The sequence below is a fragment of the Rhizobium sp. FG96 genome (genome assembly GCF_057808655.1).
In genome coordinates, this window is sequence record NZ_JBMDIL010000001.1 from 174,446 (window position 1) to 199,201 (window position 24,756).

A 24,756-nucleotide genomic window follows, 5' to 3' on the forward strand; every position below is an offset into this window, starting at 1 on the left:
GCAAATTCCGATATCAAATGTGAACGAAGTTTACCGGTTCCGGTAAGCTTTCATTAAGATGCCGTTTGCGAGACTTGGGGCCACGTTTTCGTTGCGAGTATCCCGAATGAAAAGAGCTGTCCTGATCCTGACCGCCCTCGGCCTTTCGGCCGCCGCGTGGGGCAGCGCCGCGTCTCCATTGCCGCAGACGGGCATTCCGGTACCCGACGCCAAGCCCCTCGGCTATCTGCCGCAGACATCCGCCCCCGAAACGATCATGACCGGTTCCATTCCGCGCACCGTCGCGCCGATCAATGGCGACCTGAAGAGCGGTCTCGACGCGCTCTCGGCCAAGAACCCGCAGCAGGCAATCTCCGTCCGCGACGGCATGGCCAAGGGAACGCTCGACCGGCATATCCTGACCTGGGCCATCGCCATGTCGGGCCTCAAGGGCGTGCCCTCCTACGAAATCGCCGGCGCCTCCCAGGAACTGAAGGGCTGGCCGGCGCTTTCCAGGCTGCGCGCCAATTCCGAGCACGCGCTCTATGACGAAAACCCCGATCCGGCAGCGGTGCTCGCCGCCTTCGGCGAGACGGCACCGGAGACGACGCAGGGCGCGATCGTTCTCTCCCGCGCGTTGATTTCAGCCGGAAAGCAGCAGCAGGCCGCCAAATATATCCGCAAGGTCTGGCGCGGCGAAGGGCTAGACAAGGACACCGAGGACAAGGTCCTCGCCGAGTTCTCCGGCCTGCTTTCCCCCGCCGATCACAAGGCGCGCATGGACTACCTCATGTATCGCGGGCGCACGGCGCAGGCCAAGCGCTTCGGAGACATGGGCCAGGCGCAATCGCTCTACAAGGCATGGTCGGCCGTCGCGGCCAAGGCACCGAACGCGGCTGCCCTACTCAATGGCGTCGATGCGAAGTGGGGTACCGATCCCGGCTATCTCTTCGCCCGCATCGAATATCTGCGCAAGCAGGACAAATATGCCGAAGCGGCCAAGCTTCTGGCGCAAATGCCCTCGAAGCGCGACGAGCTCGTGAACGCCGGCGAATGGTGGAACGAACAGCGTATCGTCAGCCGCGGCCTGGTCGATCAGGGTCAGTTCGCCGCCGCCTACAAGATCGTCGCCAACAGCGCTGCGACCAGCACCGCCGATATCGTCGAAGCCGAATTCCATGCCGGATGGTATGCGTTGCGCGGGCTTCAGGAGCCGGAAGCCGCCGAGACGCATTTCCGCAAGATCCTGCAGGTTTCCAGCGGCCCGCTTTCGGTCTCGCGCGCCTGGTACTGGCTCGGCCGCGCCGCGGAAGCCGGTGGTCCCGGCAAGTCCGCCGAATTCTACACCAAGGCCGCAAGCTTCCCGAGCACCTTCTACGGTCAGCTCGCCAGCGAACGCTTGGGCCGCAAGACGCTGAACGTCGCCTATCCCTCGCCGAGCGCCGCCGACCGGCAGAACCTGCAATCCCGCGAAGCCGTGCAGGCCATCTCCCGCCTTGAGGCCGCCGGCCATGGATGGCGCGCCGCGACCCTTTATCTGGCGCTCGCCGACCAGATCCAGAGCCCCGGCGAGCTTGCGATCCTGACCGCGCAGGCCGAACGCTCCGGCGACCATCACCTTTCGCTGCAGATCGGCAAGATTGCCTATTCGCGCGGCATCGATGTCGCAGCACTCGCTTTCCCTGTCGGTGTCATCCCGTCGAGTGCCAATATTTCCGGCTCCGGCAAGGCGCTCGCCTATGCGATCGCCCGCCAGGAAAGCGCCTTCAACCCTGCCGCCGTCTCCGCCGCCAATGCGCGCGGCCTGCTGCAGCTGCTGCCGGGCACGGCCAAAGCTGTCGCCAAGCGCCACAACATCACCTTCTCCGCCGACAAGCTGACGGCCGACGCCGGCTATAACGCCACGCTCGGCGCCCACTATCTCGGCGAACAGATCGATGCCTTCGGCGGCTCCTATATCCTGACCTTCATCGCCTATAACGCCGGACCGAAGCGCGTACCCGAATGGATCGCCCGCTACGGCGACCCGCGCGGCAAGAATATCGACGAGATCGTCGACTGGATCGAGCGCATCCCCTTCCCCGAAACGCGTAACTATGTGCAGCGGGTGATGGAGAATTACGAGGTCTACAAGGCAAGGCTGGGCCAGACGCCCGATATCGAACGCGACCTGATCGGCGGCCGCTCCTCCTGAGAGCGCTTGCAGATTGACGCGCCGGCGCTAACCTCCCTGGCAACAGGGAGATGGCGATGACGACGAATTTCAATACCGGCTTCGTAGCGCAGACGATCGCCACGGCCGACGGCCTCAAGCTGCATGCCCGGGACTATGGCAGCGCGCATGGAGACGCGCTCCCCGTCATCTGCCTGCCCGGCCTGACGCGCAACTCCCGCGACTTCCACCAGTTGGCGATGATGCTTTCGAGCCATCCCCAATCCCCCCGCCGCGTCATCGCCTTGGATTATCGCGGCCGCGGACAATCGGATTGGGATCACAACAAGGCCAATTACAACATCGCCGTCGAGGCGCAGGATGTGCTCACCCTCTGCGAAACCCTCGGTATCCACCGCGCCATCTTCATCGGCACCTCCCGCGGCGGACTGATTCTGCATCTGATCGCCATGATGAAGCCGGAGCTGCTGGCGGGCGTGGTGCTGAACGATGTCGGGCCGGTGCTTGAGGTCGAAGGGCTACGGCATATCCAGAACTATCTCGGCCATGCCAGAGCGCCCCGTGATTGGGACGATGCGGCGGCCATCCTGCAGGATCTACACGGCAAGGCGTTTCCGGCGCTCGGCTCGGAGGACTGGCGGGAGATGGCGGAGGCACTTCACCGGCGCGACGGCGACCGGATCGTCAGCGATTTCGACCCCGCGATTGCGGAGGCGATGATTGCGGCCGATCTCGGCAAGCCGTTGCCGGATATGTGGGCGCAGTTCGAGGCGATGAGACTGGTGCCGCTGCTGGTCGTGAGGGGCGAGAATTCGACGCTGCTCTCGGAGGAGACGGTCGGGGAGATGGCGAAGCGGCATCCGAAGAGCGAGAGAATCATTGCGACCGGGCAAGGGCATGCGCCGTTGCTGCATGTTGATGGGGTTGGCGAGCGCTTCGTGCAGTTCATCGACTCATGTGGCTAGCAAACGGGCTTGCCGCAGCGAACGAAGAACGCGGCAATATCCCGCAATGCAAAAAGCCCGGCTCAGAGAGCCGGGCTTTCCTGATTAGACCAAAGTCAGATCAGATTAGAATGCACGCTGCAGACGGAAGAAGCCCGAAACGCCATCGACGTTGTCGTCGCCGTCATCTACGTTGCCGTAATTGATAGCCAGCTTCGTGGAGAGGTTCTCAACGATCTGGTAGTCGAAGGTTACGCCAGCGAGCCATGCATGGCCATCGTCGTAGTTGCCATCGGCATCGGTCGTGACGTTGGCGATGTACTGAACGCCAGGGGTGATCGTGAACTTGTCAGTAGCCTTGACAGCGTACTGAGCAGCGATCGACCATTCGCCAGCCGTGAAGTAGGCGCTTTCGCCGCTGGAGTAGATACCAGCGATACCGAAGGTACCCGGACCAACGTCAGCACCGAGCTTTACGCGGATAGCGCCATCTTCTGCGTCGAAGTCGTAACCACCGATGATTTGGTAGGTGAAGGCGCCAACAGTGCCGCCAACGCCAACGTCGATACCGACGTCGTTACCACCGGTTTCCCAATCGAAGCCGTGACCGCCGAGTTCTTCAACAGCGATACCTGCGTAGAAGTCGCCAGACTCGTACTGGTAGCGAATGGTGTTGAAGTTGGTTTCGCCGGAGTTCAACGTGTCGAATTCGCCCGAGAAGTCATCATCCCACCAGTTGACGAACTTACCGACGCGGAGACCAGCGATGTCGATGTAGGCGGTATCGAGAACGGTTTCGTTCTGCGAGGACTGGTTCAGAGCGTCGCCTGCCGGGCGGTAGTTAGCCTGGTAAACGATAACGCCGGTGAGCGGGCCGTATTCGGTGTCGCTCTTAGCCGTGAACTGAACCTGACCGCGCGTACGGACGTTCCAGTCTTCGGTGCCGCCAAGCACAGTGCCGTCATCCAGTACGTCGCCGCTGGTTTCGAAAGCATCGCCGAAGCCGAAGTTTACGTCAAAACGAACGTAGCCTTCGATCTTGAGGCAGGTTTCGGTGCCCGGGATGTAGAAGTAGCCAGTGCCGTATGCGTCGCAAACGCGAACGTATTCTACTGCTTCCGGCTCAGCTGCGACGATTGCGTCGGCAGCGTGAGCACCAGATACTACTGCCAGAGCAGCAGCGGAGCCGAGAAGAAGGCTCTTGATTGTCATTGGTGACCTCCAATTCAAAGTTTCGATCGGGTCTGGGATTTTTCGCCGTTAGAGCAGCGTTCCCTGCCCCATCCCCATGTTTCAAGAAGTCGGACGATCAACCGCCCTCGCTTCCGAGGTTGAAAATACAAGACGGCGTCCGTCACGCAATCACCAACTGCCACCTTTGTGTTGTTTGCATCTTCCTTCACGGACCCCTGTTGCTCAAAGGACACAAAATCGACATACGCCCTGCGCGGTTCTTTATACTTCGTTAAGAAACCCCCGGTTTTGCAGGGGGTTAGCGCCATTGGGCATGTGAAGAAACAGTCAATATGTGCCGCAATGATACCGGTTTTCCGCCAGATTCGGGGCTTTTGCTGACTTGCTTATGAAGACCGCGATGCTTCGGCGAAGCGGTTCACGGCTTGTCGAGCCACCGTGAATCACTGACCGGCGTCGATGATTCCCGATTTTGATTCTGCGCCGCGCTGAATTCGATTCCACCAATGACAAAATCCGCCGGAAGGATTCGCGGCGGATCATTCAGAATTCGATGCTGGGAGATTTCTAAGAAGGATGGCGGAGAAGATGGGATTCGAACCCACGATACCCTCTCGGGTATACTCCCTTAGCAGGGGAGCGCCTTCGACCACTCGGCCACCTCTCCGGTGCGAGCCTGATAGAGTCATTCGACTGGTGAAGCAAGCGGTTTTTCGGCTTTTCACAGTCGAGATCAACAGTCTCGCGGTCTTTATGCCAACAGCTGCTTCAGATCGGCCGAAGCGTCGGCCAGAACGGCCTTGTCCGGGTTGATTCCGGTTTCCAGCATCTTCTTGCCCGTCACATAGGCCTTGGCGTCGTTGATCGCGTCGACGGCGATGAACTGGCCGTTCCTGAAATACCAGATCGAATGAGCGCCTTCGCGGGCGCCGGGGCGCAGCAGCGTCTGGTCGTAGCCGAGATTGAAACCGGCGATCTGCAGCTTCACATCATACTGATCCGACCAGAACCAGGGCTTCGGATCATAGGCAGCATTGCCGCCGGCGATGACGGCGGCTGCGGCATCGGCCTGGTCGACGGCGTTCTGCACCGATTCGAGGCGGATGCGGCCGCCTTGCCAGGGAAGCACGGCGCAATCGCCTGCAGCATATATGGAGGGATCGGAGGTACGGGCGAATTCGTCGACGATGATCCCGTTGGCGACTTCGAGACCGGCTTCCTTGGCGAGCTGGTCGTTCGGCACGACGCCGATGCCGACGATGGCGAAATCGATGTCGATGACCGATCCGTCGGAGAGCTCGGCGCCGGTGACGCGGCCGTTCGTGCCGATCAGATGCTTCAGGCCGGTCTTTTCGCGGATGACGACGTCGTGCGTCTCGTGAATCACCCGGATGATGTCGGCCGTTTCCTTGGCAGCGACGCGCTGCAGGATTCGGTCGGCCATTTCGATGACGGTGACTTCGAGGCCGAGATGGCGAGCAACGGCCGCCGCTTCGAGGCCGATATAGCCGCCGCCTATAATAAGGACTCGGCGGCCCGGGCGCATTTCGCCGGCGAGCAGATCGGCATCGCGCTTGTCGCGCGCGACATAGACGCCTTCGAGATCGCCGCCGATAGAAGCGGGAAGCTGGCGCGGCGTCGAGCCGGTCGTCAGCGCCAGCGTTCCATAGTCTATTGTCGAGCCGTCCTGCAGCACGACCTGCTTTGTATCACGCTTGATCTGCTCGACCCAGGTCGAGAGGCGGATCTCGACATTATTATCCGGGTACCACTGCTCCGGGCGGAACAGCAGGCGGTCGAAGCTCATCTCGCCGAGGAGATATTTCTTGGAGAGCGGCGGGCGCTGGTAGGGCAGAACATCCTCGGCGCCGAGAATGGTGATGGGGCGGGTATCCTTCAGGGCGCGCAGCTTTGCTGCCATGGCGAAGCCTGCCTGCCCTGCGCCGATGATTACCAGTCTGTCCGTCACGGTCCCGCTCCCTGCATTCGTTATTGAGGCGAGAGGTAGTCCCCGCCCCTCGCGCCGTCAACAGGAAGAGACTGTCTCATATCTCGATCCAGCGGCGCTCGTGGAACGACTGTGCCATGGCGTGAACAGACTTCTCTATCCTAAGACCGTCTTCAAATGTGACCAAGGACGACGGCTCACCGGATATTGCGCGGATCAGCTCGCGGCATTCGATGATCTTCAGATCGTTAAAGCCGAGACCGTGGCCGGGCGCCGGGATGAAGTGGTCATAGGGCTGATGGGCGGGGGCCGCGAGAACCTTGCGGTAACCCTGCTCCGTGCCGCGGCCCGTCGCCTGATAGAGATCGAATTCGTTCATCCGCTCCTGATCATAGGCGATCGAGCCCTTCGAGCCGTAGATCTGCAGGGCGATGCGGCCCTTGCGGCCCCAGGCGGCGCGGTTGGCCATCAGCACGGCGGAGATGCCGCCGCCGAGACGCATCAGGACGTTCGCCGCATCGTGATTCTCGACCGCGCGGCGGCCACCTTCCTTCAGAGGGCGATCGGCATAGGGCTTCACCATATCTGTAATGACGGCCTCGACATGACCGAACAGATACCAGAGCAGCGACAGCGGATGGACGGCGAAGTCGTCGAGCGCGCCGTAGCCGGCCGAAAGTTCGCTCTTCCAATAGAAGAAGACATCGGCATCGGCCATGAAGTCCTCGTCCATCTCGACGCGGATATGATTGACGGTGCCGATCGCGCCCTCCTCGATCAGCGCCTTGATGTGGCGCATGATGGGATTCTGGATGTAATTGTAGCCGAGAACCGCGACCTTGCCGGATAGCCTGGCGACCTCGAGCATGCGCTGCGCATCGGCATAGGCGGGCGCCATCGGCTTTTCGCACCAGACGTGCTTGCCGGCCTCGAGCGCCGCAATCGCCATTTCGGCGTGGAACTGGTTGGGTGTGGTGACCGAGACGACATCGACTTCGGGATCGGCGATCAGAGCCTTCCAGTCGGCGGTCGCCTTCTCGAAACCGAATTCGGAGGCACGGGATTTCGCCAGCTCGGGGTTGGCTTCCGCCAGATGCACAAGGCGCGGCCGCTCGACATCGCCGAAGACGGTCTTGACCGCGTTCCAGGCCAGCGCGTGGCACTTGCCCATGTAGCCGGTACCGATCAGACCTATGCCAAGTGGTTTCATTTTGCGTATCCTCCTCCGAAAGCGCGGCGATTTTTGGAATATTTAGACCATTTTGACAAGGTGCTAATGTTGCGACATTTGCGGCATTCGACCCGCCTCAATGTCTAAAATACTGAAAATTCAGCATATTAAAAACAATTAGGATCGACGAGAGAAATCATTTATGGTGCAAATTATGGAATATATGTTTCATTTCTTGGGTTGTTCGCATGGATGAAGACGCAAAAACGCTGACGCGCGTGCCCCGCGATTTCGAAAGCCTGCGCAGCACCATCATCGAACGCAAGGCGAGCATGCCGAAGCGCCTGGCGCAGGTCGCGGCCTTCGCGCTAAGCAACCCGGATGAAATCGCCTTCGGCACGACGGCAAGCATTGCCGCCGCCTCGGAAGTGCAGCCGTCGACGCTGGTGCGCCTGGCGCATCACCTCGGCTATGAGGGCTTTTCGGATCTGCAGAGCATTTTCCGCGAGCGCCTGCGCGACCGTACGCTGAGCTACGAAGAACGGCTGGTAACGCTGGAGCAATCCGGCGGCGATGATGACGATGCCAATCTGCTGGCAGGGTTCATTGGCGCAGCCAGCCAGTCGATCGCCCGCATGGCCTCGACGGTGCAGAGCGACACCTTCACGAAGGCAGTCGATATTCTCGCGGCTGCCGAGACGATCTATCTGATCGCCAAGCGCCGCTCCTATCCGCTGACGGCTCATATGACCTATGCCTTCTCGAAGCTCGGCATCCGGCATCAGATCGTCGCTTCGCCGAATGGCGTCGATCTGGAAATGGTGCAGTTCGCCACGCCGAAGGATGCAGCGATCGCTGCCAGCTTCTCGCCCTATGCAGCAGACAGCCTTTCGCAAGCGGAGGAGCTTGCGGATCGTGGCGTGCCTGTCATCGCCATTACCGATTCGGCATTTTCGCCGCTCGCGTCGCGCGCCACCTGCTGGTTCGAGGTTGCCGAGGCCGATTTCGCCGGTTTCCGCTCGCTCTCGGCCTCGATGGCGCTGACGATGGCGCTTCCGGTCGCTATCGCGGAGCGACGGCGCAAAACGCAGAGCCAAAAGCCTGCGAAAAGCAAAATGGAATAAACATTCCGAATTGACAACAAGACGGAACCGTTGTTTCATTATTGCCAATTCGCAGGCGCTGGACGCCGCACAAAAATGAGCGGGAGGATACTATGGTACAATCGAATCCGGGTTCGCAGCCCGAGGCAGCTCTCGATGTGATCACCATCGGCCGCTCGTCCGTCGATCTTTACGGCCAGCAGATCGGCACGCGGCTTGAGGATATCGGCTCTTTCGCGAAGTCCGTCGGCGGCTGCCCGGCGAATATCGCCATCGGCACGGCGCGGCTCGGCTTGAAGTCCGCCCTCATCACCCGCGTCGGCAACGAGCAGATGGGCCGCTTCATCATAGAACAGTCGGCGCGCGAAGGCGTCGAGACCAAGGGCATCAAGACTGACAAGGAGCGGCTAACGGCGCTCGTGCTTCTGGCGGTCGAGGCCGAAGGCGTTTCGCCGATGATCTTCTACCGCTCGGACTGCGCCGACATGGCGCTCGACGAAGGCGATGTCGACGAGGATTTCATCAAGTCGTCGCGCGCCGTTCTTGTTTCCGGCACGCATTTCTCCCGCCCCAATACCGAGGCGGCACAGCGTAAGGCAATCCGTATCGCCAAGGCGAATGGCCGCAAGGTGATCTTCGACATCGACTACCGCCCGAACCTCTGGGGCCTTGCCGGTCATGCCGAGGGCTTCGAGCGTTATGTGAAGTCCGACCGCGTCTCCTCGAAGATGAAGGAAACGCTGCCGGACTGCGATCTGATCGTCGGCACGGAAGAAGAGATTCTGATCGCATCAGGGGCCGACGACGTGCTTGCGGCGCTGAAGGAAATTCGCCGCGTCTCGCCCGCCACCATCGTGCTGAAGCGCGGCGCCATGGGCTGCGTCGTCTATGACGGCCCGATCAGCGACAATCTGGAAGACGGCATTGTCGGCCAGGGCTTCCCGATCGAAGTGTTCAACGTGCTTGGCGCCGGCGACGCCTTCATGTCCGGCTTCCTGCGCGGCTGGCTGAAGGACGAGCCGCTGAAGACCTGCGCCACCTGGGCGAATGCCTGCGGCGCCTTCGCCGTCTCCCGCCTCCTCTGCTCGCCCGAATATCCGACTTGGGCCGAGCTCGACTTCTTCCTGACCAAGGGCAGCGAACATCGTGCGCTGCGCAAGGACGAGGCGATCAATCACATTCACTGGGCGTCGACCCGCAAGGGCGATATCCCGCTCCTCATGGCGCTGGCGATCGATCATCGTTCGCAGCTGACCAGCGTCTGCGACGAACTCGGCGTCGACTACAAGCAGATCGTCGCCTTCAAGCGGCTGGCCGTCGAGGCCGCCGCGCGCGTTGCCAACAACCGCAGCGGCTACGGCATGCTGATCGACGAGCGCTTCGGCCGCGATGCCTTCTTCGATGCCGCGACCAAGAATTTCTCCTGGATCGGCCGCCCGGTCGAACTGCCGGGCTCCAAGCCGCTGCGCTTCGAATTCAGCCAGGATATCGGCTCGCAGCTGGTCGAATGGCCGCTCAACCATTGCATCAAGTGCCTGTGCTTCTATCACCCGGATGATCCGGCGGAACTGAAGGCGGAGCAGCAGCAGAAGCTGCGCACGCTGTTCGAGGCCGCGCGCAAGGTCGGCCGCGAGCTGCTGGTCGAGATCATCGCCAGCAAGAACGCACCCTTGACCGACGATACGGTCTCGACGGCGATGGAAGAACTCTACGCGCTCGGCATCAAGCCCGACTGGTGGAAGCTCGAGCCGCAGGCATCGAGCGCTGCCTGGAAGAAGATCGACGCCGTCATTGCCAAAAATGATCCATGGTGCCGCGGTATCGTGCTGCTCGGGCTCGAGGCGCCTGCGGACGAGCTGCTCAGGGGCTTCGAGGCGACGCTTGCCGCCCCGTCGGTCAAGGGCTTTGCCGTCGGCCGGACGATCTTTGCCGATGCCGCACGTGGCTGGCTGTCGGGCAAGATGAGCGACGAGGACGCGATATCGGATATGGCGGGACGTTTCCGCCAGTTGACGGAAGCCTGGCTGAAGACGCGCGGGCTGAATTGAGAGTTTGAGGATTAGACCCTCTCCAGCCCTCTCGACTGATGAGGGCTGGGAGGGGAAGAGACAGAGCGAAGGTTCGGGAGGACCCGATGGGTAAGACAATTCGTTTGACGATGGCGCAGGCTGTTGCGCATTTCCTGAAGAAGCAGATGACCGTCATCGACGGCAAGAAGGTTCCGATCTTCGGTGGCGTCTGGGCGATCTTCGGCCATGGAAACGTGGCGGGCATGGGCGAAGCGCTCTATCAGGTGCGCGGCGAACTGCCGACCTATCGCGCCCATAACGAACAGGGCATGGCGCATGCCGCGATCGCTTTTTCCAAGGCGAGCTTCCGCCAGCGCTTCATGGCCTGCACGACCTCGATCGGCCCCGGGGCGCTGAACATGGTGACGGCAGCCGGCGTGGCGCATGTCAACCGCATTCCTGTTCTCTTCCTGCCAGGCGACGTCTTCGCCAACCGCGCGCCCGATCCGGTGCTGCAGCAGATCGAGGATTTCGGCGATGGCACGGTTTCGGCCAATGACGCCTTCCGCCCGGTCTCGCGTTATTTCGACCGCATTACCCGCCCGGAACAGATCATCTCGGCGCTGAAGCGCGCCATGCAGGTGCTGACCGATCCGCTCGATTGCGGCCCAGTGACGCTGTCGCTCTGCCAGGATGTCCAGGCAGAAGCCTTCGACTATCCGGAAAGCCTGTTCGAAGAGAAGGTCTGGTCTACCCGTCGGCCGCAGCCGGATGCCGATGAGCTGGCTTCGGCGATCGCGCTGATCAAGACGGCCGAAAAGCCCGTCATCATCGCCGGCGGCGGCGTGCTTTATTCGCAGGCGACCAAGGAGCTTGCGGCCTTTGCGGATGCGCATGGCATTCCGGTTCTGCTGACCCAGGCCGGCAAGTCGGCGATCGACGAGCGCCATCCGCTGGCTCTCGGCTCGGTCGGCGTCACCGGCACCTCTGCCGCCAATGCGCTGGCCGAAGAGACCGATCTCATCATCGCCGTCGGCACCCGCTGCCAGGATTTCACCACCGGCTCCTGGGCGCTGTTCAAGAACGACAAGCTGAAGATGCTCGGCCTCAACATCGCCGCCTACGACGCCGTCAAGCATGACGCGCAGCCGCTGGTGGCCGATGCCCGCGAAGGCCTGAAGGCGCTGTCCAAGGGCCTTTCCGGCTGGAAGGCGCCGGCAGCACTTGCCGAGAAGGCGACTAAGGAAAAGAACATCTGGATGGATGCTGCCAACAAGGCGATGGCCTCCACCAATACGGCGCTCCCCTCCGACGCGCAGGTCATCGGCGCCGTGACGCGCTCGATCGAGCTCGAAAAGGCGATCGGCCTTTGCGCTGCGGGCGGTCTTCCCGGCGAAATGCACAAGCTGTGGCCGGCAACGGCACCGGGCAGCTATCACATGGAATACGGCTTCTCCTGCATGGGCTACGAGATCGCCGGCGGTCTCGGCGCCAAGCTGGCGCATCCGGAAAAGGACGTTTTCGTCCTCGTCGGCGACGGCTCCTACATGATGCTGAATTCGGAGCTCGCGACCTCCGTCATGATGGGCCTGAAGATCAATATCGTGCTGCTGGATAACCGCGGCTATGGCTGCATCAACCGCCTGCAGATGGCAACCGGCGGCGCCAACTTCAACAATCTCCTGAAGGACTCCTATCACGAGGTCATGCCGGATATCGATTTCCGCGCCCATGCCGAAGCGATGGGCGCCGTCGCCGTCAAGGTGTCCTCGATTGCCGAGCTGGAAAAGGCGATCGCCGATTCGAAGAAGAACGACCGCACCTCGGTCTTCGTCATCGACACCGATCCGCTAATCACCACGGAAGCCGGCGGCCACTGGTGGGATGTCGCAGTTCCCGAAGTCAGCCCGCGCAGCGAGGTCAACAAGGCGCATGAGGCCTATCTGAAGGCCCGTGCGGCGCAGCGGGCTGGTTGATTTGTTTTGAGACTTTGAGCTGGTGGCCCCCTCATCCGACCCTTCGGGCCACCTTCTCCCCGCTGGGGAGAAGGGAACGGAGGCGGCGCGGCATTGTCCCTTCTCCCCTCGGGGAGAAGGTGGCGGCAGCCGGATGAGGGGGCCAAGGCCACCAATCCACGAGGAGAATTTGCAATGAAGGCCAAACTCGGCATGTCGCCCATCGCATGGTGGAACGACGATCTTCCTGAGCTCAGCGACGACGTGTCCCTCGAAGAATGCCTGCGCCAGTCGCGCAGTGCAGGCTTCACCGGCATGGAACAGGGCCGCCGCTTTCCGAACAATCCCGGCGAGATGCTGCCGATCCTACGCGCCGCCGACGTGACGCTCTGCGGCGGCTGGTTCTCCGGCACGCTCGTCAACGAGGAGCTGGCGGTCAACAAGGATCGCATCGCGCCGATGATCGAGCTGTTCAAGGCCGTCAACGCGCCCTGCATCGTCTATGGCGAAGTCGGCCGCTCCATCCAGGGCGACCGCTCCAAGCCGCTCGCCACCAAGCCGCGCCTCTCCGACGACGAGATGAAGGCCTATGGCCGCCGCGTCACCGAGTTCGGCGAATGGTGCGCCGATCAGGGCATGCCGCTCTCCTATCACCACCACATGGCGGCCGTGGTCGAGACCGAACCGGAACTCGACGCCTTCATGAAGAATTCGGGCGCCGGCATTCCGCTGCTGCTCGATGCCGGGCATCTGGCGTTTGCAGGCGGCGACGTGCTGCGCGCCATCGACAATCACCACGCCCGCATCAACCACGTTCACGTCAAGGACATCCGTCAGGCTGTCGTCGACGGTCTCGACCGCAGCAAACAGTCGTTCCTCGACGCGGTGGCGCTCGGCGCCTTCACCGTTCCCGGCGACGGCTCGCTCGATTTCGCCGCCATCGTCCAGCGTCTTGCCGATCACGGCTATGAAGGCTGGTTCGTCGTCGAAGCCGAGCAGGATCCGCGCAAGGCACCGCCGCAGAAGATGGCCGAGATCGGCCATGCCGAACTGATGCGGGTGATGACGGCGGCCGGTTACACTGTCGAGACGGAAGGTTTCCCGAAGGGGGCTTGAAGCCGCCGATCGAAACACTGGAGCAAGCAGCCCCCTCATCCGCCCTTCGGGCACCTTCTCCCCGCTGGGGAGAAGGAGAAGCTCGAGGGCGCGGCATCGTCCCTTCTCCCCTCGGGGAGAAGGTGGCGGCAGCTCAGGTGCAAATTTTGCACCGGGGATGAGGGGGCCGCACCCACGGATACATCGAGGAGAAACACCAATGCCAAACCTCAAGGTAAAACCCTCCGGCACCAGCGGCCGCGTCACGCATGTAACGCCTGAAAGCGCCGGGTGGACCTATGTCGGCTTCGACATGCACCGGCTGAAGGCGGGCGAGACCGCATCGGGCGAAACCGGCGAGCGCGAAGTCTGCCTCGTCTGGGTCAGCGGCAAGGGCAAGGCATCGTCGGGCACCCGCGATTTCGGCACGCTCGGCGAGCGCATGAGCCCGTTCGACGGTGCGCCGCATGCCCTCTATATCCCGATGGAATCGGCCTGGTCGGTGACCGCCGAGACCGATCTCGAGCTTGCCGTCTGCTCGGCACCGGGCGGCGGTACCTATGAGGCGAAGGCGATCCCGCCGGGCACGCATCCGGCGCTGACCCGCGGCAAGGGCACCAATGTCCGCTACGTCAACAACATCATGCCGGAAGACGATGCATCGGCACACTCGCTGCTGGTCGTCGAGGTGATCACGCCGGGTGGACACACCTCCTCCTACCCGCCGCACAAGCACGACCAGGACAATCTGCCGAACGAGAGCTTCCTGGAAGAGACCTATTACCACCGCCTCAACCCGCCGCAGGGCTTCGGCTTCCAGCGCGTCTATACCGACGACCGGTCGCTCGACGAAGCCATGGTGCTCGAAGACGGCGACGTGACGCTGGTGCCGAAAGGCTACCACCCCTGCGCCGCCACGCATGGCTACGACCTCTACTATCTGAACGTCATGGCCGGCCCGAAGCGCGTCTGGAAATTCTACAATGCGCCGGAGCACGAGTGGCTGCTGAAATAATCTGCCGCTCGATCGCTAAATAATCTGACAGCGGGCGGGCCGTGCACATGGTTGACTGCCTCCATCGAAACAACAGCGATGGAGCAATATCATGCACGGCTCGACCACCCTCATTTCCGGCCGCGACGGCCGCCAGCAGCAGAAGGCGCAATCGCGCCTGCTGGCCACCCTCCTCTCCTTCTATCGCTGGACGGCGCGCAAGCTCAGGGAGCGGCGCAACCTCAATGCCGTCATGGAACTCTCCGATGCGCAGCTGAAGGATATCGGGCTTTCGCGCTACCAGACCGAAAGCGACGTGCACGTCTATTGCCGCGACTGAACTGTGGTAGTGTGCCTTTCCAATCTCCGGACGATGTGATGCCGCAATTTTCGACAGCGCTGCTTTTGAAGACGGACACCGTCGCCATCCGCGACGTTGTCTGCAATGGCGAATGCCGTCATCGCGGCGGCGAGGAATGCGCCCACAAGACCAGCCTGGTCTATCCCTATCGCGGCGTCTTCATGCGCCATGTCGGGCGCAACGACACGGTGGCGGAAGCCAACCAGATGCTGTTCTTCAATGCCGGCCAGGGCTACCAGATCAGCCATCCCGTCGATGGCGGCGATGCCTGCATCGATCTTTCCGTCGACGATGCTCTGCTTGCCGAGCTCGCGCCCCGCGACCAGATCCAGGCGGGAGAGCTTTTCGGCTTTCGCCGCCAGCGCCGCCGGATCGATCCGCGGGCGCAGGCGCTCGTCGCGCTCCTCCGTCATGGGTTACGCCAGAACGCGGCCGAGACGCTGGAAGCGGAAACGCTTGCACTGACGCTCGTGCGCCGCTCGCTCGGCGAACGGACTTCGCATGCGGCCGCGGCGACCACCGGGCGGCAGAAGCTCGTCGACCGCGCCAAGCTGGTGCTCTCCTCCGACCTCGCAAGGCGCTGGACGCTTGCGGAAATCGCCACCGAAGTCGGCGTCTCGCCCGTCTATCTGACGCAGGTCTTCCAGCAGGTGGAGGCGACGCCACTCTACCGTTACCAGCTGCGACTGCGGCTCGCCCGGGCGCTCGATCTGCTCGGCAAGTACGACGACCTGACGGCCCTCGGGCTCGATCTTGGCTTCTCCAGCCACAGCCATTTCACCTCCTCCTTCCGCCAGGCCTATGGCCAGACGCCCGGCGAATTCCAGCGCGCGGCACGGCTGCGTCCGCGATAAGTCGCTAAAGAATTCGACAGCGAGGCGGGTGCCTCCGGTGGTTCTATGGTCCTGTCCCGAACGGGATCACCAACGGAGGACCGGAAGATGAAGAAGACCACATGCGCCGCCTGCGACTGCGAACTCGGCCACGACGCCATCAGCGTCAAGCTCGGCGGCACGACCGTCGAAGTCTGCTGCGAGGAATGCGCCAAGGCGCTGAAGGAGGCCGATACGGCGGCGACGGCGGGCAAGAAGGACTGAGGGTAAGGCCCTAGCCCCCTCATTCCTGTGCTCGTCACAGGGGATGAGGGTGGGTGGGGTGAGCGCTACAACACCTCGCCGACCGCCTTCTCGGGCACTTCCCTATTCACACCGGCAACAACCCATACCGCCACCCCATCCTCCGCGCATTCCGCGCGAGCACCGCAAAGGCGAGCATGAACATGCAGGCTTCGGCGAAGACCGGGACCATCCAGATGCCCATCTCGCCGAAGGCGTGCGGCAGGAGGAAGGTCAGCGGCAGGGTGAAGAGATAGGCGCGCGACAGGCCGAAGATCGCCGCCCGTCTGGCATCGCCGATCGCCTGGAAATAGCCGGACAGCACGATCATCTGGCCGAACAGGAAATAGGCGCCGACAGTCCAGGGCAGGATGCGGGACACTTCGGCGATGACGACGGGGTCGGCGACGAAGATGTGGCCGAGGCGCGTTGCCGAGAGTTCGACGATCAGTTCGACGCCGGCGCAATAGACGAGCGCCGAGATCAGCGCGATCTGCAGGCTGCGGCCGACGCGATCGCTAAGCCCCGCCCCGTAGTTATTGCCCGCGATCGTCTGGAAGGCGATGTTGAGGCCGAGCAGCGGCAGGTAGGCGACGGTCATGACGCGGGTGATGATGCCGTAGGCGCCGACGGTCGCGACATAATCCCCCTCGCCCCAGATCGACAGGTTGAAGATGACGGCGGCCGAGCAGAGCGAGATGCCGATGAAGCCGAGGCTCATCGGCGCGCCGAGCGCCAGGATCGGCTTCCAGTCCGAGAGCGGGAAGCCTGTGGCCGGCCGCAGCGCCGCGGCGTTTCGCCAGCGGTAGACGAGCACCGCGATCAGGCAGATCGCCTGCGCCAGCACCGAGCCGAGCGCCGAGCCGGCAACGCCCCAATGCAGGATCGCCATGAAGAACCAGTTGGCGGCGATGTTGAGGGCGGATGCCGCCAGCATGACAAGCGTCATGAAGCCGATCCGTCCTTCGCTGCGCAACGCATCGATATTGAGCGACAGGAAGAAGGCGACGGGTGCTGCGCCCACCATGATGCCCATGAAGGTGCGGGCGTTTTCGGCGACGGCGAGATCGCCTGCCGCCGCATTGCCGACGATGCGCCAGCCGACGCTCCAGTAGATCAGGTTGACGATGAGGACGACGGCGATCGCCAGGGCATGGGCGGCCGCGAAGGTGCGGCGCGCGGCATCGCGGTTACCGGCGCCGAGCTCGCGGGCCAGAATGCTCGCCATGCCGTTCGAGACGAGCGATTGCAGCGCCACGACCATCATCAGGCCGGGGAAGATCAGGGTGACGGCCGAAAGTGCCCCGGCGCCGACATAGGCGCCGAGGAAATAGGCGTCCACCACGGCAAACAGGCCGTTGATGGTGGTGATGAGAATGATCGGCGCTGCCGTGCGGGCAAAGACCCTGGGCAGCGGCGCGGTCAGAAACGGATTGGTTGCGGATACGGGTTTCATCGATGGAGTCCGGCTATCGAAATGAATGATCAGATGTCGAGGACGAGCTGCGGCAGACCGTTCGAGGTCTTGCGCGGCGAGATGCCGTTGCCGTCCACCTGCGCGTTGATGCGCTGGCGGAAGGCCGAGAAGCTCTCGAAGGTCACGACATCGACGGGTTCGTCGAAATGGATGGTGATGTTGTGCAGCCCGCCATTGGTCTGCGCCAGCGCCAGGATCCGGCCCGAGAAGGGCTGGTTCAGATAGCGGCCGCGCACCTGCGCCCCGACCGAAAGGAGCGAGACAGGCTCGGCATTCGGGCGGGTGGCGAGCGCTGAGAGCGTGTTCCAGTCACGCGCGCCATATTGCTGGGCAATGAGTTCGAGCGCGGCGCTATGGGAGAGCGCACTGCCGCGGGCTTCCATGGCCTGGCGCAGGCGCTTTGCCTGAGCCTTCAGCTCGTCGATGGATGGATAGGTCGTCGTCACAGGTTCAGCCTTTCGGAAGGCATGCCATTATCGACTGTGAATGGGAGCTCGCATTGCCGTCAGTCAGCATGCACCGGATGGCCGTGACTATGAAAACGAGGCTTCACCATGGACTTTCATCCGCGAGCGGCCGGTGCCTCGAACCGCCTTCTGTATGTGGGAAAGCGGCTTTCCTGTCAAGAATGCCCCATAATGACCACGCGCGGCGGGGCATAACCACCGGAAACAAAGCGCTTTTTGCCGCCAGCCACGCATAAGGCTCAAAATTTACCAATGCTTTTCAGAACTTATCAGCATTCGCGTGTTACATTTCAATCATACAACCAGCGGAGGCTGACATGGCCTTTCAGATGCACCTCAATGACGGCAACCAGGAGCAATCCTACCGAGACTTCACTCTGGACCGGCCCGGCAAGATCATCTTCGTCGGCCACCATCTCAGCACCGGCACGCAGGTGCGCTGCCTGATCCGCACGATCAATCTCGGCGGCGCCGTGCTGGAAGTCAGCCCTTCGGTGGAGATGCCCAACCACTTCTTCCTCGAAATCCTCGGCATCCACGACGAGATCGGCTCGACCGTCGTCAAGCGCGAGGGCGACCTGGTGACGATCAGCTTCAACATGCTGATCAATGCGGAATTCCTGCACCATGTCCTGCGCCTGAGCTTCGAAACCGGCGTCTAACTTCCCCTAAACGAAATACGGGCAGCACCGGCTGCCCGCATATTACATGGCCTCGAGATATCCGGTTACGCTGCCAGATGCCGCTCGATCTGGTCGACCGGCAGGTTGGTGTAGTCCTTGGCGACTTCGGCGGAGATCGCGGCCTGCGCGTCGGCGCTCAAGACCGGGCGCAGCGTGCCCAGCGCACGCGGCGGGGCGACGAGGACGATGCGGCGGGCATCCTTCCGGTGCACAAGATCGTCCATCTTGGCGGCAACCTGCTTCAGAAACTCGGCTTCGGCCTGTGCCTGCCAGTCTGTCTGCTCGATCGCGCTGCCGCTCAGTCCGTCGGGCGCATAGGAGCGGCCCGGCTTGTCGGTGCCGAGTTCGCGGGTCGGTGCGCTCGGTTGCGTCAGGGTTTCCTGCACCTGCAGATTCATGATCTGCGCGTCACCGGCATTCTGCATGAACAGCGCCTTCGCGCCATCGCAGACCACAACCCAAGATTCCCAAGGCACTCTGATGTCGGCCATTTGTCTTTCCTCTTGATTGTTTGCTGAAGCGGCAAAGCGCTTCATCGACTAGGGCAAAACGTGCAGGAATTGAAAGAGTTCGCGCGCCGGGCGCATAAATCGATTCACGGCGGCAATCCAATTTGTGAACCGCGCGTAGAGACCGGTAAAAGGGAGAGATGCCATGAAGACTGCCCTCGTCGCCTATGCCGGTTCGTTCGCCACGCTGCTGGTGCTCGATGCGATCTGGCTCGGCCTCGTCGCCCGCACCTTCTATCGCGACCAGCTGGGCGAACTGATGCTGCCGCAGCCGGCCTTCGGCATTGCCGCGCTCTTCTATCTGTTCTTTGCCGTCGCCGTCGTCGTGCTCGCCGTGCTTCCGGCGGTCAATGCCGCCTCGCTCGGCACCGCGCTTGCCTATGGTGCCATTCTGGGACTGGCCGCCTATGGCACCTATGACATCACCAATCTTTCGACGCTGAAGAACTGGCCGGTGACGATGAGCTTGGTGGATATGGCCTGGGGCACCTTCGTGACGGCGGCCACGGCTGCCGGCGGCTATGCGGCGGCGCGCGCTTTCGGCTGATCGCCATCCCGCCGCGGCACAGGCTGTGCCACGTAAGCACAAAATTCATAATCACTAAAATTGTCTTGATGTCTTTGACGAATGCGCAAAACATTCGTGTGAGGCTCTGCCATAACGGGCCGGGATGAGCTTGGCCCAGACGGAGGACTGCACGATGTCCATGGATCGGGCAACGCATCTTGCGACTGTGAAATCTGAGGTCTACGACCAGCGCTGGGAGCAGTTTCAGGTGAACCGCCCGGCGCGGATCATCGCCGTGCGCCCCTGTCTCACCGGCATGTCGCTCAGAAGTGCGGAGATCCTCGATATCTCGCGCGGCGGCGCCACCTTCCTGGTCTCCTCGACCGCAGGTCTTCCCAAGCACTACTACCTCAACATTCTCGGCCTCGCCTATCGCATCGGCTGCGCCGAGGTCTACCGCAACAAGGAGCGCATCGGCGTCCGCTTCATCAACGTTCTCGATCCGGAAGTGCTGCGCCGCGTGGTACGCGCCGACTTCATGGCCGGCAATGTCGAAGCCATGGAAGCGCGCCGCGGCGGACGCATCACGGCGATGCAATAGGCCGGATTCTGGAATAATCTTCCTTGCCATGAAGGGAGCGGCGCTTATTGTTGGCGCCGCTTTTGTCTTATTCGGGATCCCGCATTTCCATGTCCGCCTTTTCGCGCTTCACACCGCTGGTCAGCGCCCTGCCCTCCACCGTTCCCTTCGTCGGCCCAGAGGCCATCGAGCGCCAGCGCGGCCTGAAGGTCGCGGCCCGCATCGGCGCCAATGAAAACGGCTTCGGCCCGGCGCCTTCCGTGCTTGAAGCGATGCGTGCTGCAGGCGGCGATATCTGGAAATACAACGATCCGGAGAATTTCGAGCTGCGCGAGGCGCTGGCCGCCCATCTCGGTGTCACCCCGGCGAATATCGCCATCGGCGGCGGCATCGACGAGCTGCTCGGCCAGATCGTCCGCCTCGTCATCGAGCCCGGCATGCCCGTCGTCACCTCGCTCGGCGGCTATCCGACCTTCAATTTCCATGTCGCCGGTTTTGGCGGCCGTCTCGTCACCGTTCCCTATGTCAACGACCGGGAAGATCTGGACGGGCTGCTCGACGCGGTCAAGCGCGAGAATGCGCCGCTCGTCTATTTCGCCAACCCTGATAATCCGATGGGCAGCTGGTGGGATGCCGACAAGATCGTCGCCTTCGCACGCGCCCTGCCCGAGACCTGCCTGATGGTTCTCGACGAGGCCTATAGCGAGACCGGACCGGCAAGCTCGCTTCCCTCGATCGCCTCGCTGATCGACCTGCCGAACATCGTGCGCACCCGTACCTTCTCGAAGGCCTATGGTCTGGCCGGCGCCCGTGTCGGCTATGTGATCTCGACGCCGGGCACAGCCCAGGCCTTCGACAAGATCCGCAACCATTTCGGCATGAACCGGCTGGCGACGGCCGGCGCTCTCGCCGCGCTGAAGGACCAGGCCTATCTCGCCGAAGTCGTCGGCAAGATCCAGGCCGCGCGCGAACGCATCTCGGACATTGCCCGGGCAAACCAGCTGTCCCCGCTGCCCTCGGCCACCAATTTCGTGGCTGTAGATGCCGGGCGCGACGGCACCTATGCGCGGGCGATCGTCGACGGGCTGATGCAGCACGGCGTCTTCATCCGCATGCCGGGCGTGGCGCCGCTCAACCGCTGCATCCGCGTCAGCGTCGGGCCGGAAGCCGATATGGCGCTGTTCGAGCAATCGCTGCCGCAGGTATTGCGCACGCTCTGAACGAAAAAACCGCGCCGGCCTTGTTTCTGCCGGTCGCGGTTTCGTTCTCCTGGCTGCGGCCCCGTCCAAAGTGCCCCGCCAGCCCCCTCTTTTTGAGGTTGTTATTCTTGTCTGATTTTTCGATGCAGCTTAGTGGATGGTCATCCACTCGCGAGCCGCACGGAGCGCCTCGACGATCTGCATCTTGTTCATCGAAGCGGCGACATCGGCGCGCAGTTCGGCGGCGCGGTCGCTGCCCTTGATGGCGGCGATGTTCAGCCACTTGTGCGCGGCGACCAGATCGACGTCGCAGCCGCGGCCGGTTGCATACATCAGACCCATTTCGCAGAAGACGTCGGCGTTCTTGTCGCCACCCATGGTGGCCATTTCAGCATTGTGCATTTCAAAGCGTGCCATCGGTTTTATCCCTGTTTAGCCTGTTGTCGACTTGCCCTGTTTTACCTTCCGGGCCGTGCCGTCTATCGCGGCTTTCGGTCCCTTCGGTGCGGCGGGTTTGCCCCGCTCGTTTGATGGCTCCACTATGCTCCTGGCCTTTCAAAAAACGCCTAAAATGCATGATTAATTTGAGACAAACAAAGTCCAAATGCTTGGTAAACTTGGGTTTTTGTTAAACATCGCGAAGCCTGCAAATTAAGGAGTTTCGAGACAATTTTACGAAAGATTCAGATCTCGAAATCAACGCTTCGTTCACCACGAAACGAGCAGGCAAATCGGAAAACGGAAATATCGGCTGCCGGCCCCCCCGGAAAACCGGGCTTTTGCGGCTCAGTCTTATTTACCTTTACGTTCGCGTCAGTTATTTTCCGCCGGCGTTTTGGACATCAGGGAGGAATGGATGATCCGCACACTTATTCTCGCAGGCGCAGTGGCATTTTCGGCAGGGCTCGCGCATGCCGACGAGGTGATCGTCGGCAACTGGAAGACGGTCGCCGGCGATACGGCAGAGATCGCACCCTGCAGCGGCGGCTTCTGCGTGACGCTGAAGACCGGCAAGTTCGCCGGCAAGAAGATCGGCACGCTATCCGGCACCGGCGGCACCTATACAGGCGAAATCACCGACCCTGCCAACGACAAGACCTATAGCGGCTCCGGCACGGTTTCGGGCAGTTCGCTGAAGATGAAGGGCTGCGTTCTGAAGGTTCTCTGCAAGTCGCAGACCTGGACGCGGCTGTAAGGGCTATTCTTCCTCGCCGCTTCTGGATCGGGAGTTAGAACGGCCCGTCGAAGCCGGAGCCCCCTCACCCTACCCTCTCCCCGCGGGGGAGAGGGGAAGTTGGCGGAAGCGGCATCCTCGACTTTCCCTTCTCCCCTGGGGGAGAAGGTGGCCGGATGAGGGGCTCCAGCCACCACACTTCCTTCATTCCTGTGACAAGCACAGGGATGAGGGCGAAGGCAAGCGCGCCCAATGCTTCCCCCAAACCCGTCAATATTCCTGAACGCCATATGAACCGGCATCTCAGCACTCGTTCAGCCGCCCTGTGTCAGAAGGGAGGCAAGAATGAAGGGGCTTATGGGTTAGGGAATATGGACGTGCAAATCTTGGCAAGACGTTTCACCATCATCACGCTGTTTGCGGCGCTGTTTGCGATCAGCTTTTCGGCGGCGGTCGTGCATGGCGGCGGCGGTGGCGCCCAGTCGCATTTCGGCGCCAACTATACCTGCCTGGAATCCTCCAGCCCCTTCTGCTCGGGCGAGCATAAGTAGGTAGCGCGGGCGAGCCCGCCCGCCGTCGCTTGCGTGTTGCACATGGCAACCTATAATGCGCCATGAGCAAACGAATCTCTCCATTAGCACCCCTCGATATTTCCTCTCCGCCAGCCTTTGAACCGCAAAGCTTCGACGACCCGGCAAAGGCCGTCGACGCGCTGACAGAGCTTTACGACCGCAACACGGCCTTCCTGATCGACAGCTTCACGGCGATCGCCAAGGGTGCGCCGATCACCGCGCGGCACCGGGCCTTCTATCCGCAGGTCAGCATCGAGACGACGAGCTTCGGCCATATCGACAGCCGTCTTTCCTACGGCCACGTGACCTCGCCCGGCGTCTATACGACGACCGTGACGCGTCCGAAGCTGTTCCGCCATTATCTGAAGGAGCAGCTGGCGCTTCTGATGAAGAGCCACAACGTTCCCGTCGTCGTCTCCGAATCCTCGACGCCGATCCCGTTGCATTTCGCTTTCGGCGAAGGCGCCCATGTCGAGGCCTCCGCATCGGCCTTCATGGACATCCCGATGCGCGATCTCTTCGATACGCCGGATCTGAACACGACCGACGACGAAATCGCCAACGGCGAATATATCCCGCCACCCGGCGAGCCCTCGCCGCTTGCGCCCTTCACGGCGCAGCGCATCGACTATTCGCTCGCCCGCCTCGCCCACTACACGGCAACAGGTGCGCAGCATTTCCAGAACTTCGTGCTGTTTACGAACTACCAGTTCTATATCGACGAGTTCTGCACCTGGGCCCGCAAGCTGATGGCCGATGGCGGTGATGGCTATACGGCCTTCGTCGAGCCCGGCAACATCATCACCCATGCAGGCTCCGGCGCGCCCGAAGGCGATGCAACGCCCGGCCGGCTGCCACAGATGCCGGCCTATCACCTGAAGAAGAAGGGCCATGCCGGGATCACCATGATCAATATCGGCGTCGGCCCCTCCAACGCCAAGACGATAACCGACCACGTCGCGGTGCTGCGCCCGCATGCCTGGCTGATGCTCGGCCACTGCGCCGGTCTGCGCAACAGCCAGCGCCTCGGCGACTATGTGCTGGCGCATGCCTATATGCGCGAGGACCACGTGCTCGACGACGACCTGCCGGTCTGGGTGCCTATCCCGGCGCTCGCCGAAGTGCAGGTGGCGCTGGAAGCGGCCGTTGCCGAGATCACCGGCTATGAAGGCTTCGAGCTGAAGCGCATCATGCGCACCGGCACCGTCGGCACGATCGACAACCGCAACTGGGAACTGCGCGACCAGGCGGGCCCGGTGAAGCGCCTGTCCCAGGCCCGCGCCATCGCGCTCGACATGGAATCGGCGACAATCGCCGCCAACGGCTTCCGCTTCCGCGTTCCCTACGGCACGCTGCTCTGCGTTTCCGACAAGCCGCTGCATGGCGAACTGAAGCTGCCGGGCATGGCGACGGCCTTTTACCGGACGCAGGTGAACCAGCATCTGCAGATCGGCATCCGCGCCATCCAGAAGCTGGCGGCCATGCCGCCAGAGGCGCTGCATTCCCGCAAGCTGCGCAGCTTCTTCGAGACGGCCTTCCAGTAAGC

24 protein-coding genes, 1 tRNA gene and 1 pseudogene are annotated in these 24,756 nt (G+C 62.2%); 18 read left to right on the top strand and 8 right to left on the bottom strand.

Translation table 11 applies throughout. The annotated features are described in order from the left end of the window. Positions 1-106: 106 nt before the first annotated feature. Positions 107-2,173 (top strand): lytic transglycosylase domain-containing protein, encoded by a 2,067-nt coding sequence (locus tag ACODR6_RS00925; RefSeq protein WP_489020099.1) that lies wholly within the window; start codon positions 107-109, stop codon positions 2,171-2,173. Between the two features lie 56 nt (positions 2,174-2,229). Then, positions 2,230-3,117: an alpha/beta fold hydrolase gene (locus ACODR6_RS00930; protein WP_489020101.1), complete on the top strand. Its 888-nt coding sequence runs from the start codon at positions 2,230-2,232 to the stop codon at positions 3,115-3,117. Positions 3,118-3,222: 105 nt separating this feature from the next. On the opposite strand, the gene ACODR6_RS00935 is transcribed toward ACODR6_RS00930, so the two are convergent. The 4 genes from ACODR6_RS00935 to ACODR6_RS00950 all read right to left on the bottom strand — a co-directional run bounded on the left by ACODR6_RS00935 (position 3,223) and on the right by ACODR6_RS00950 (position 7,448). Further along, the gene (locus tag ACODR6_RS00935; RefSeq protein ID WP_489020103.1) at positions 3,223-4,308 is read right to left on the bottom strand and encodes a porin; all 1,086 of its coding nucleotides are present in this window, start codon (positions 4,306-4,308) and stop codon (positions 3,223-3,225) included. A gap of 559 nt (positions 4,309-4,867) precedes the next feature. Further along, positions 4,868-4,957, bottom strand: a tRNA-Ser gene (locus ACODR6_RS00940). Positions 4,958-5,041: 84 nt separating this feature from the next. Continuing rightward, positions 5,042-6,259, bottom strand: a complete 1,218-nt coding sequence (locus ACODR6_RS00945; RefSeq protein ID WP_489020105.1) for an NAD(P)/FAD-dependent oxidoreductase — start codon at positions 6,257-6,259, stop codon at positions 5,042-5,044. A gap of 76 nt (positions 6,260-6,335) precedes the next feature. Next, complete coding sequence (locus tag ACODR6_RS00950) at positions 6,336-7,448, bottom strand: Gfo/Idh/MocA family protein (RefSeq protein WP_489020107.1); 1,113 nt, start codon at positions 7,446-7,448, stop codon at positions 6,336-6,338. A 209-nt stretch (positions 7,449-7,657) separates the two neighbouring features. On the opposite strand from ACODR6_RS00950, the gene ACODR6_RS00955 reads away from it, so the two are divergent. From ACODR6_RS00955 to ACODR6_RS00995, 9 genes and pseudogenes are all read left to right on the top strand, one after another. Then, a complete protein-coding gene (locus tag ACODR6_RS00955) occupies positions 7,658-8,533 on the top strand; it encodes a MurR/RpiR family transcriptional regulator (RefSeq protein WP_449096611.1) in 876 nt (291 codons plus the stop codon). Positions 8,534-8,625: 92 nt separating this feature from the next. After that, positions 8,626-10,560 (top strand): bifunctional 5-dehydro-2-deoxygluconokinase/5-dehydro-2-deoxyphosphogluconate aldolase, encoded by a 1,935-nt coding sequence (locus ACODR6_RS00960; RefSeq protein WP_489020109.1) that lies wholly within the window; start codon positions 8,626-8,628, stop codon positions 10,558-10,560. An 86-nt stretch (positions 10,561-10,646) separates the two neighbouring features. Further along, a complete protein-coding gene (iolD, locus tag ACODR6_RS00965; protein ID WP_489020111.1) occupies positions 10,647-12,497 on the top strand; it encodes a 3D-(3,5/4)-trihydroxycyclohexane-1,2-dione acylhydrolase (decyclizing) in 1,851 nt (616 codons plus the stop codon). A gap of 19 nt (positions 12,498-12,516) precedes the next feature. Then, positions 12,517-12,641 (top strand): annotated as a pseudogene (locus ACODR6_RS00970) (endonuclease domain-containing protein); the annotation flags it as partial. A 30-nt stretch (positions 12,642-12,671) separates the two neighbouring features. Continuing rightward, positions 12,672-13,592, top strand: coding sequence for a myo-inosose-2 dehydratase (gene iolE, locus ACODR6_RS00975; RefSeq protein WP_489020113.1), 921 nt, complete (start codon positions 12,672-12,674; stop codon positions 13,590-13,592). A gap of 199 nt (positions 13,593-13,791) precedes the next feature. Continuing rightward, positions 13,792-14,586, top strand: coding sequence for a 5-deoxy-glucuronate isomerase (iolB, locus tag ACODR6_RS00980; protein ID WP_489020115.1), 795 nt, complete (start codon positions 13,792-13,794; stop codon positions 14,584-14,586). Positions 14,587-14,677: 91 nt separating this feature from the next. Further along, positions 14,678-14,905 carry a YjiS-like domain-containing protein gene (locus ACODR6_RS00985; RefSeq protein ID WP_489020117.1) on the top strand — a complete coding sequence of 76 codons (228 nt, stop codon included), beginning with the start codon at positions 14,678-14,680 and terminating at the stop codon, positions 14,903-14,905. 38 nt (positions 14,906-14,943) lie between these two features. Continuing rightward, positions 14,944-15,780 carry a helix-turn-helix transcriptional regulator gene (locus ACODR6_RS00990; protein WP_489020119.1) on the top strand — a complete coding sequence of 279 codons (837 nt, stop codon included), beginning with the start codon at positions 14,944-14,946 and terminating at the stop codon, positions 15,778-15,780. Between the two features lie 87 nt (positions 15,781-15,867). Next, positions 15,868-16,023: a hypothetical protein gene (locus ACODR6_RS00995; protein ID WP_165402613.1), complete on the top strand. Its 156-nt coding sequence runs from the start codon at positions 15,868-15,870 to the stop codon at positions 16,021-16,023. Between the two features lie 106 nt (positions 16,024-16,129). Here the strand turns inward: ACODR6_RS00995 and ACODR6_RS01000 are convergent, their stop codons facing one another. Next, complete coding sequence (locus tag ACODR6_RS01000) at positions 16,130-17,497, bottom strand: MATE family efflux transporter (RefSeq protein WP_203429212.1); 1,368 nt, start codon at positions 17,495-17,497, stop codon at positions 16,130-16,132. 29 nt (positions 17,498-17,526) lie between these two features. Next, a complete protein-coding gene (locus tag ACODR6_RS01005) occupies positions 17,527-17,964 on the bottom strand; it encodes a glyoxalase superfamily protein (RefSeq protein ID WP_203429213.1) in 438 nt (145 codons plus the stop codon). A gap of 338 nt (positions 17,965-18,302) precedes the next feature. Between ACODR6_RS01005 and ACODR6_RS01010 the strand changes: the two genes are divergently transcribed. Continuing rightward, a complete protein-coding gene (locus ACODR6_RS01010) occupies positions 18,303-18,647 on the top strand; it encodes a hypothetical protein (RefSeq protein ID WP_489020122.1) in 345 nt (114 codons plus the stop codon). A 65-nt stretch (positions 18,648-18,712) separates the two neighbouring features. Here ACODR6_RS01010 and ACODR6_RS01015 read toward each other — a convergent pair whose 3' ends face one another. Continuing rightward, positions 18,713-19,159, bottom strand: coding sequence for a baeRF12 domain-containing protein (locus ACODR6_RS01015; RefSeq protein ID WP_203429214.1), 447 nt, complete (start codon positions 19,157-19,159; stop codon positions 18,713-18,715). A 163-nt stretch (positions 19,160-19,322) separates the two neighbouring features. Between ACODR6_RS01015 and ACODR6_RS01020 the strand changes: the two genes are divergently transcribed. The 3 genes from ACODR6_RS01020 to ACODR6_RS01030 all read left to right on the top strand — a co-directional run bounded on the left by ACODR6_RS01020 (position 19,323) and on the right by ACODR6_RS01030 (position 21,485). Beyond that, complete coding sequence (locus tag ACODR6_RS01020) at positions 19,323-19,724, top strand: DUF2177 family protein (protein ID WP_112719606.1); 402 nt, start codon at positions 19,323-19,325, stop codon at positions 19,722-19,724. A 154-nt stretch (positions 19,725-19,878) separates the two neighbouring features. Then, entirely contained in the window at positions 19,879-20,286 is a 408-nt protein-coding gene (locus tag ACODR6_RS01025) for a PilZ domain-containing protein (protein WP_112719607.1), read from the top strand. 89 nt (positions 20,287-20,375) lie between these two features. Further along, entirely contained in the window at positions 20,376-21,485 is a 1,110-nt protein-coding gene (locus ACODR6_RS01030) for a pyridoxal phosphate-dependent aminotransferase (protein WP_489020125.1), read from the top strand. A 129-nt stretch (positions 21,486-21,614) separates the two neighbouring features. Here ACODR6_RS01030 and ACODR6_RS01035 read toward each other — a convergent pair whose 3' ends face one another. Next, positions 21,615-21,881: a sel1 repeat family protein gene (locus ACODR6_RS01035; RefSeq protein WP_112719609.1), complete on the bottom strand. Its 267-nt coding sequence runs from the start codon at positions 21,879-21,881 to the stop codon at positions 21,615-21,617. A gap of 439 nt (positions 21,882-22,320) precedes the next feature. Between ACODR6_RS01035 and ACODR6_RS01040 the strand changes: the two genes are divergently transcribed. From ACODR6_RS01040 to ACODR6_RS01050, 3 genes are all read left to right on the top strand, one after another. Next, positions 22,321-22,659 (top strand): DUF2147 domain-containing protein, encoded by a 339-nt coding sequence (locus ACODR6_RS01040; protein WP_489020127.1) that lies wholly within the window; start codon positions 22,321-22,323, stop codon positions 22,657-22,659. A 350-nt stretch (positions 22,660-23,009) separates the two neighbouring features. Next, positions 23,010-23,189, top strand: a complete 180-nt coding sequence (locus ACODR6_RS01045) for a hypothetical protein (RefSeq protein WP_112719611.1) — start codon at positions 23,010-23,012, stop codon at positions 23,187-23,189. Positions 23,190-23,251: 62 nt separating this feature from the next. Continuing rightward, entirely contained in the window at positions 23,252-24,754 is a 1,503-nt protein-coding gene (locus ACODR6_RS01050) for an AMP nucleosidase (RefSeq protein WP_489020129.1), read from the top strand. Positions 24,755-24,756 lie beyond the last annotated feature (2 nt).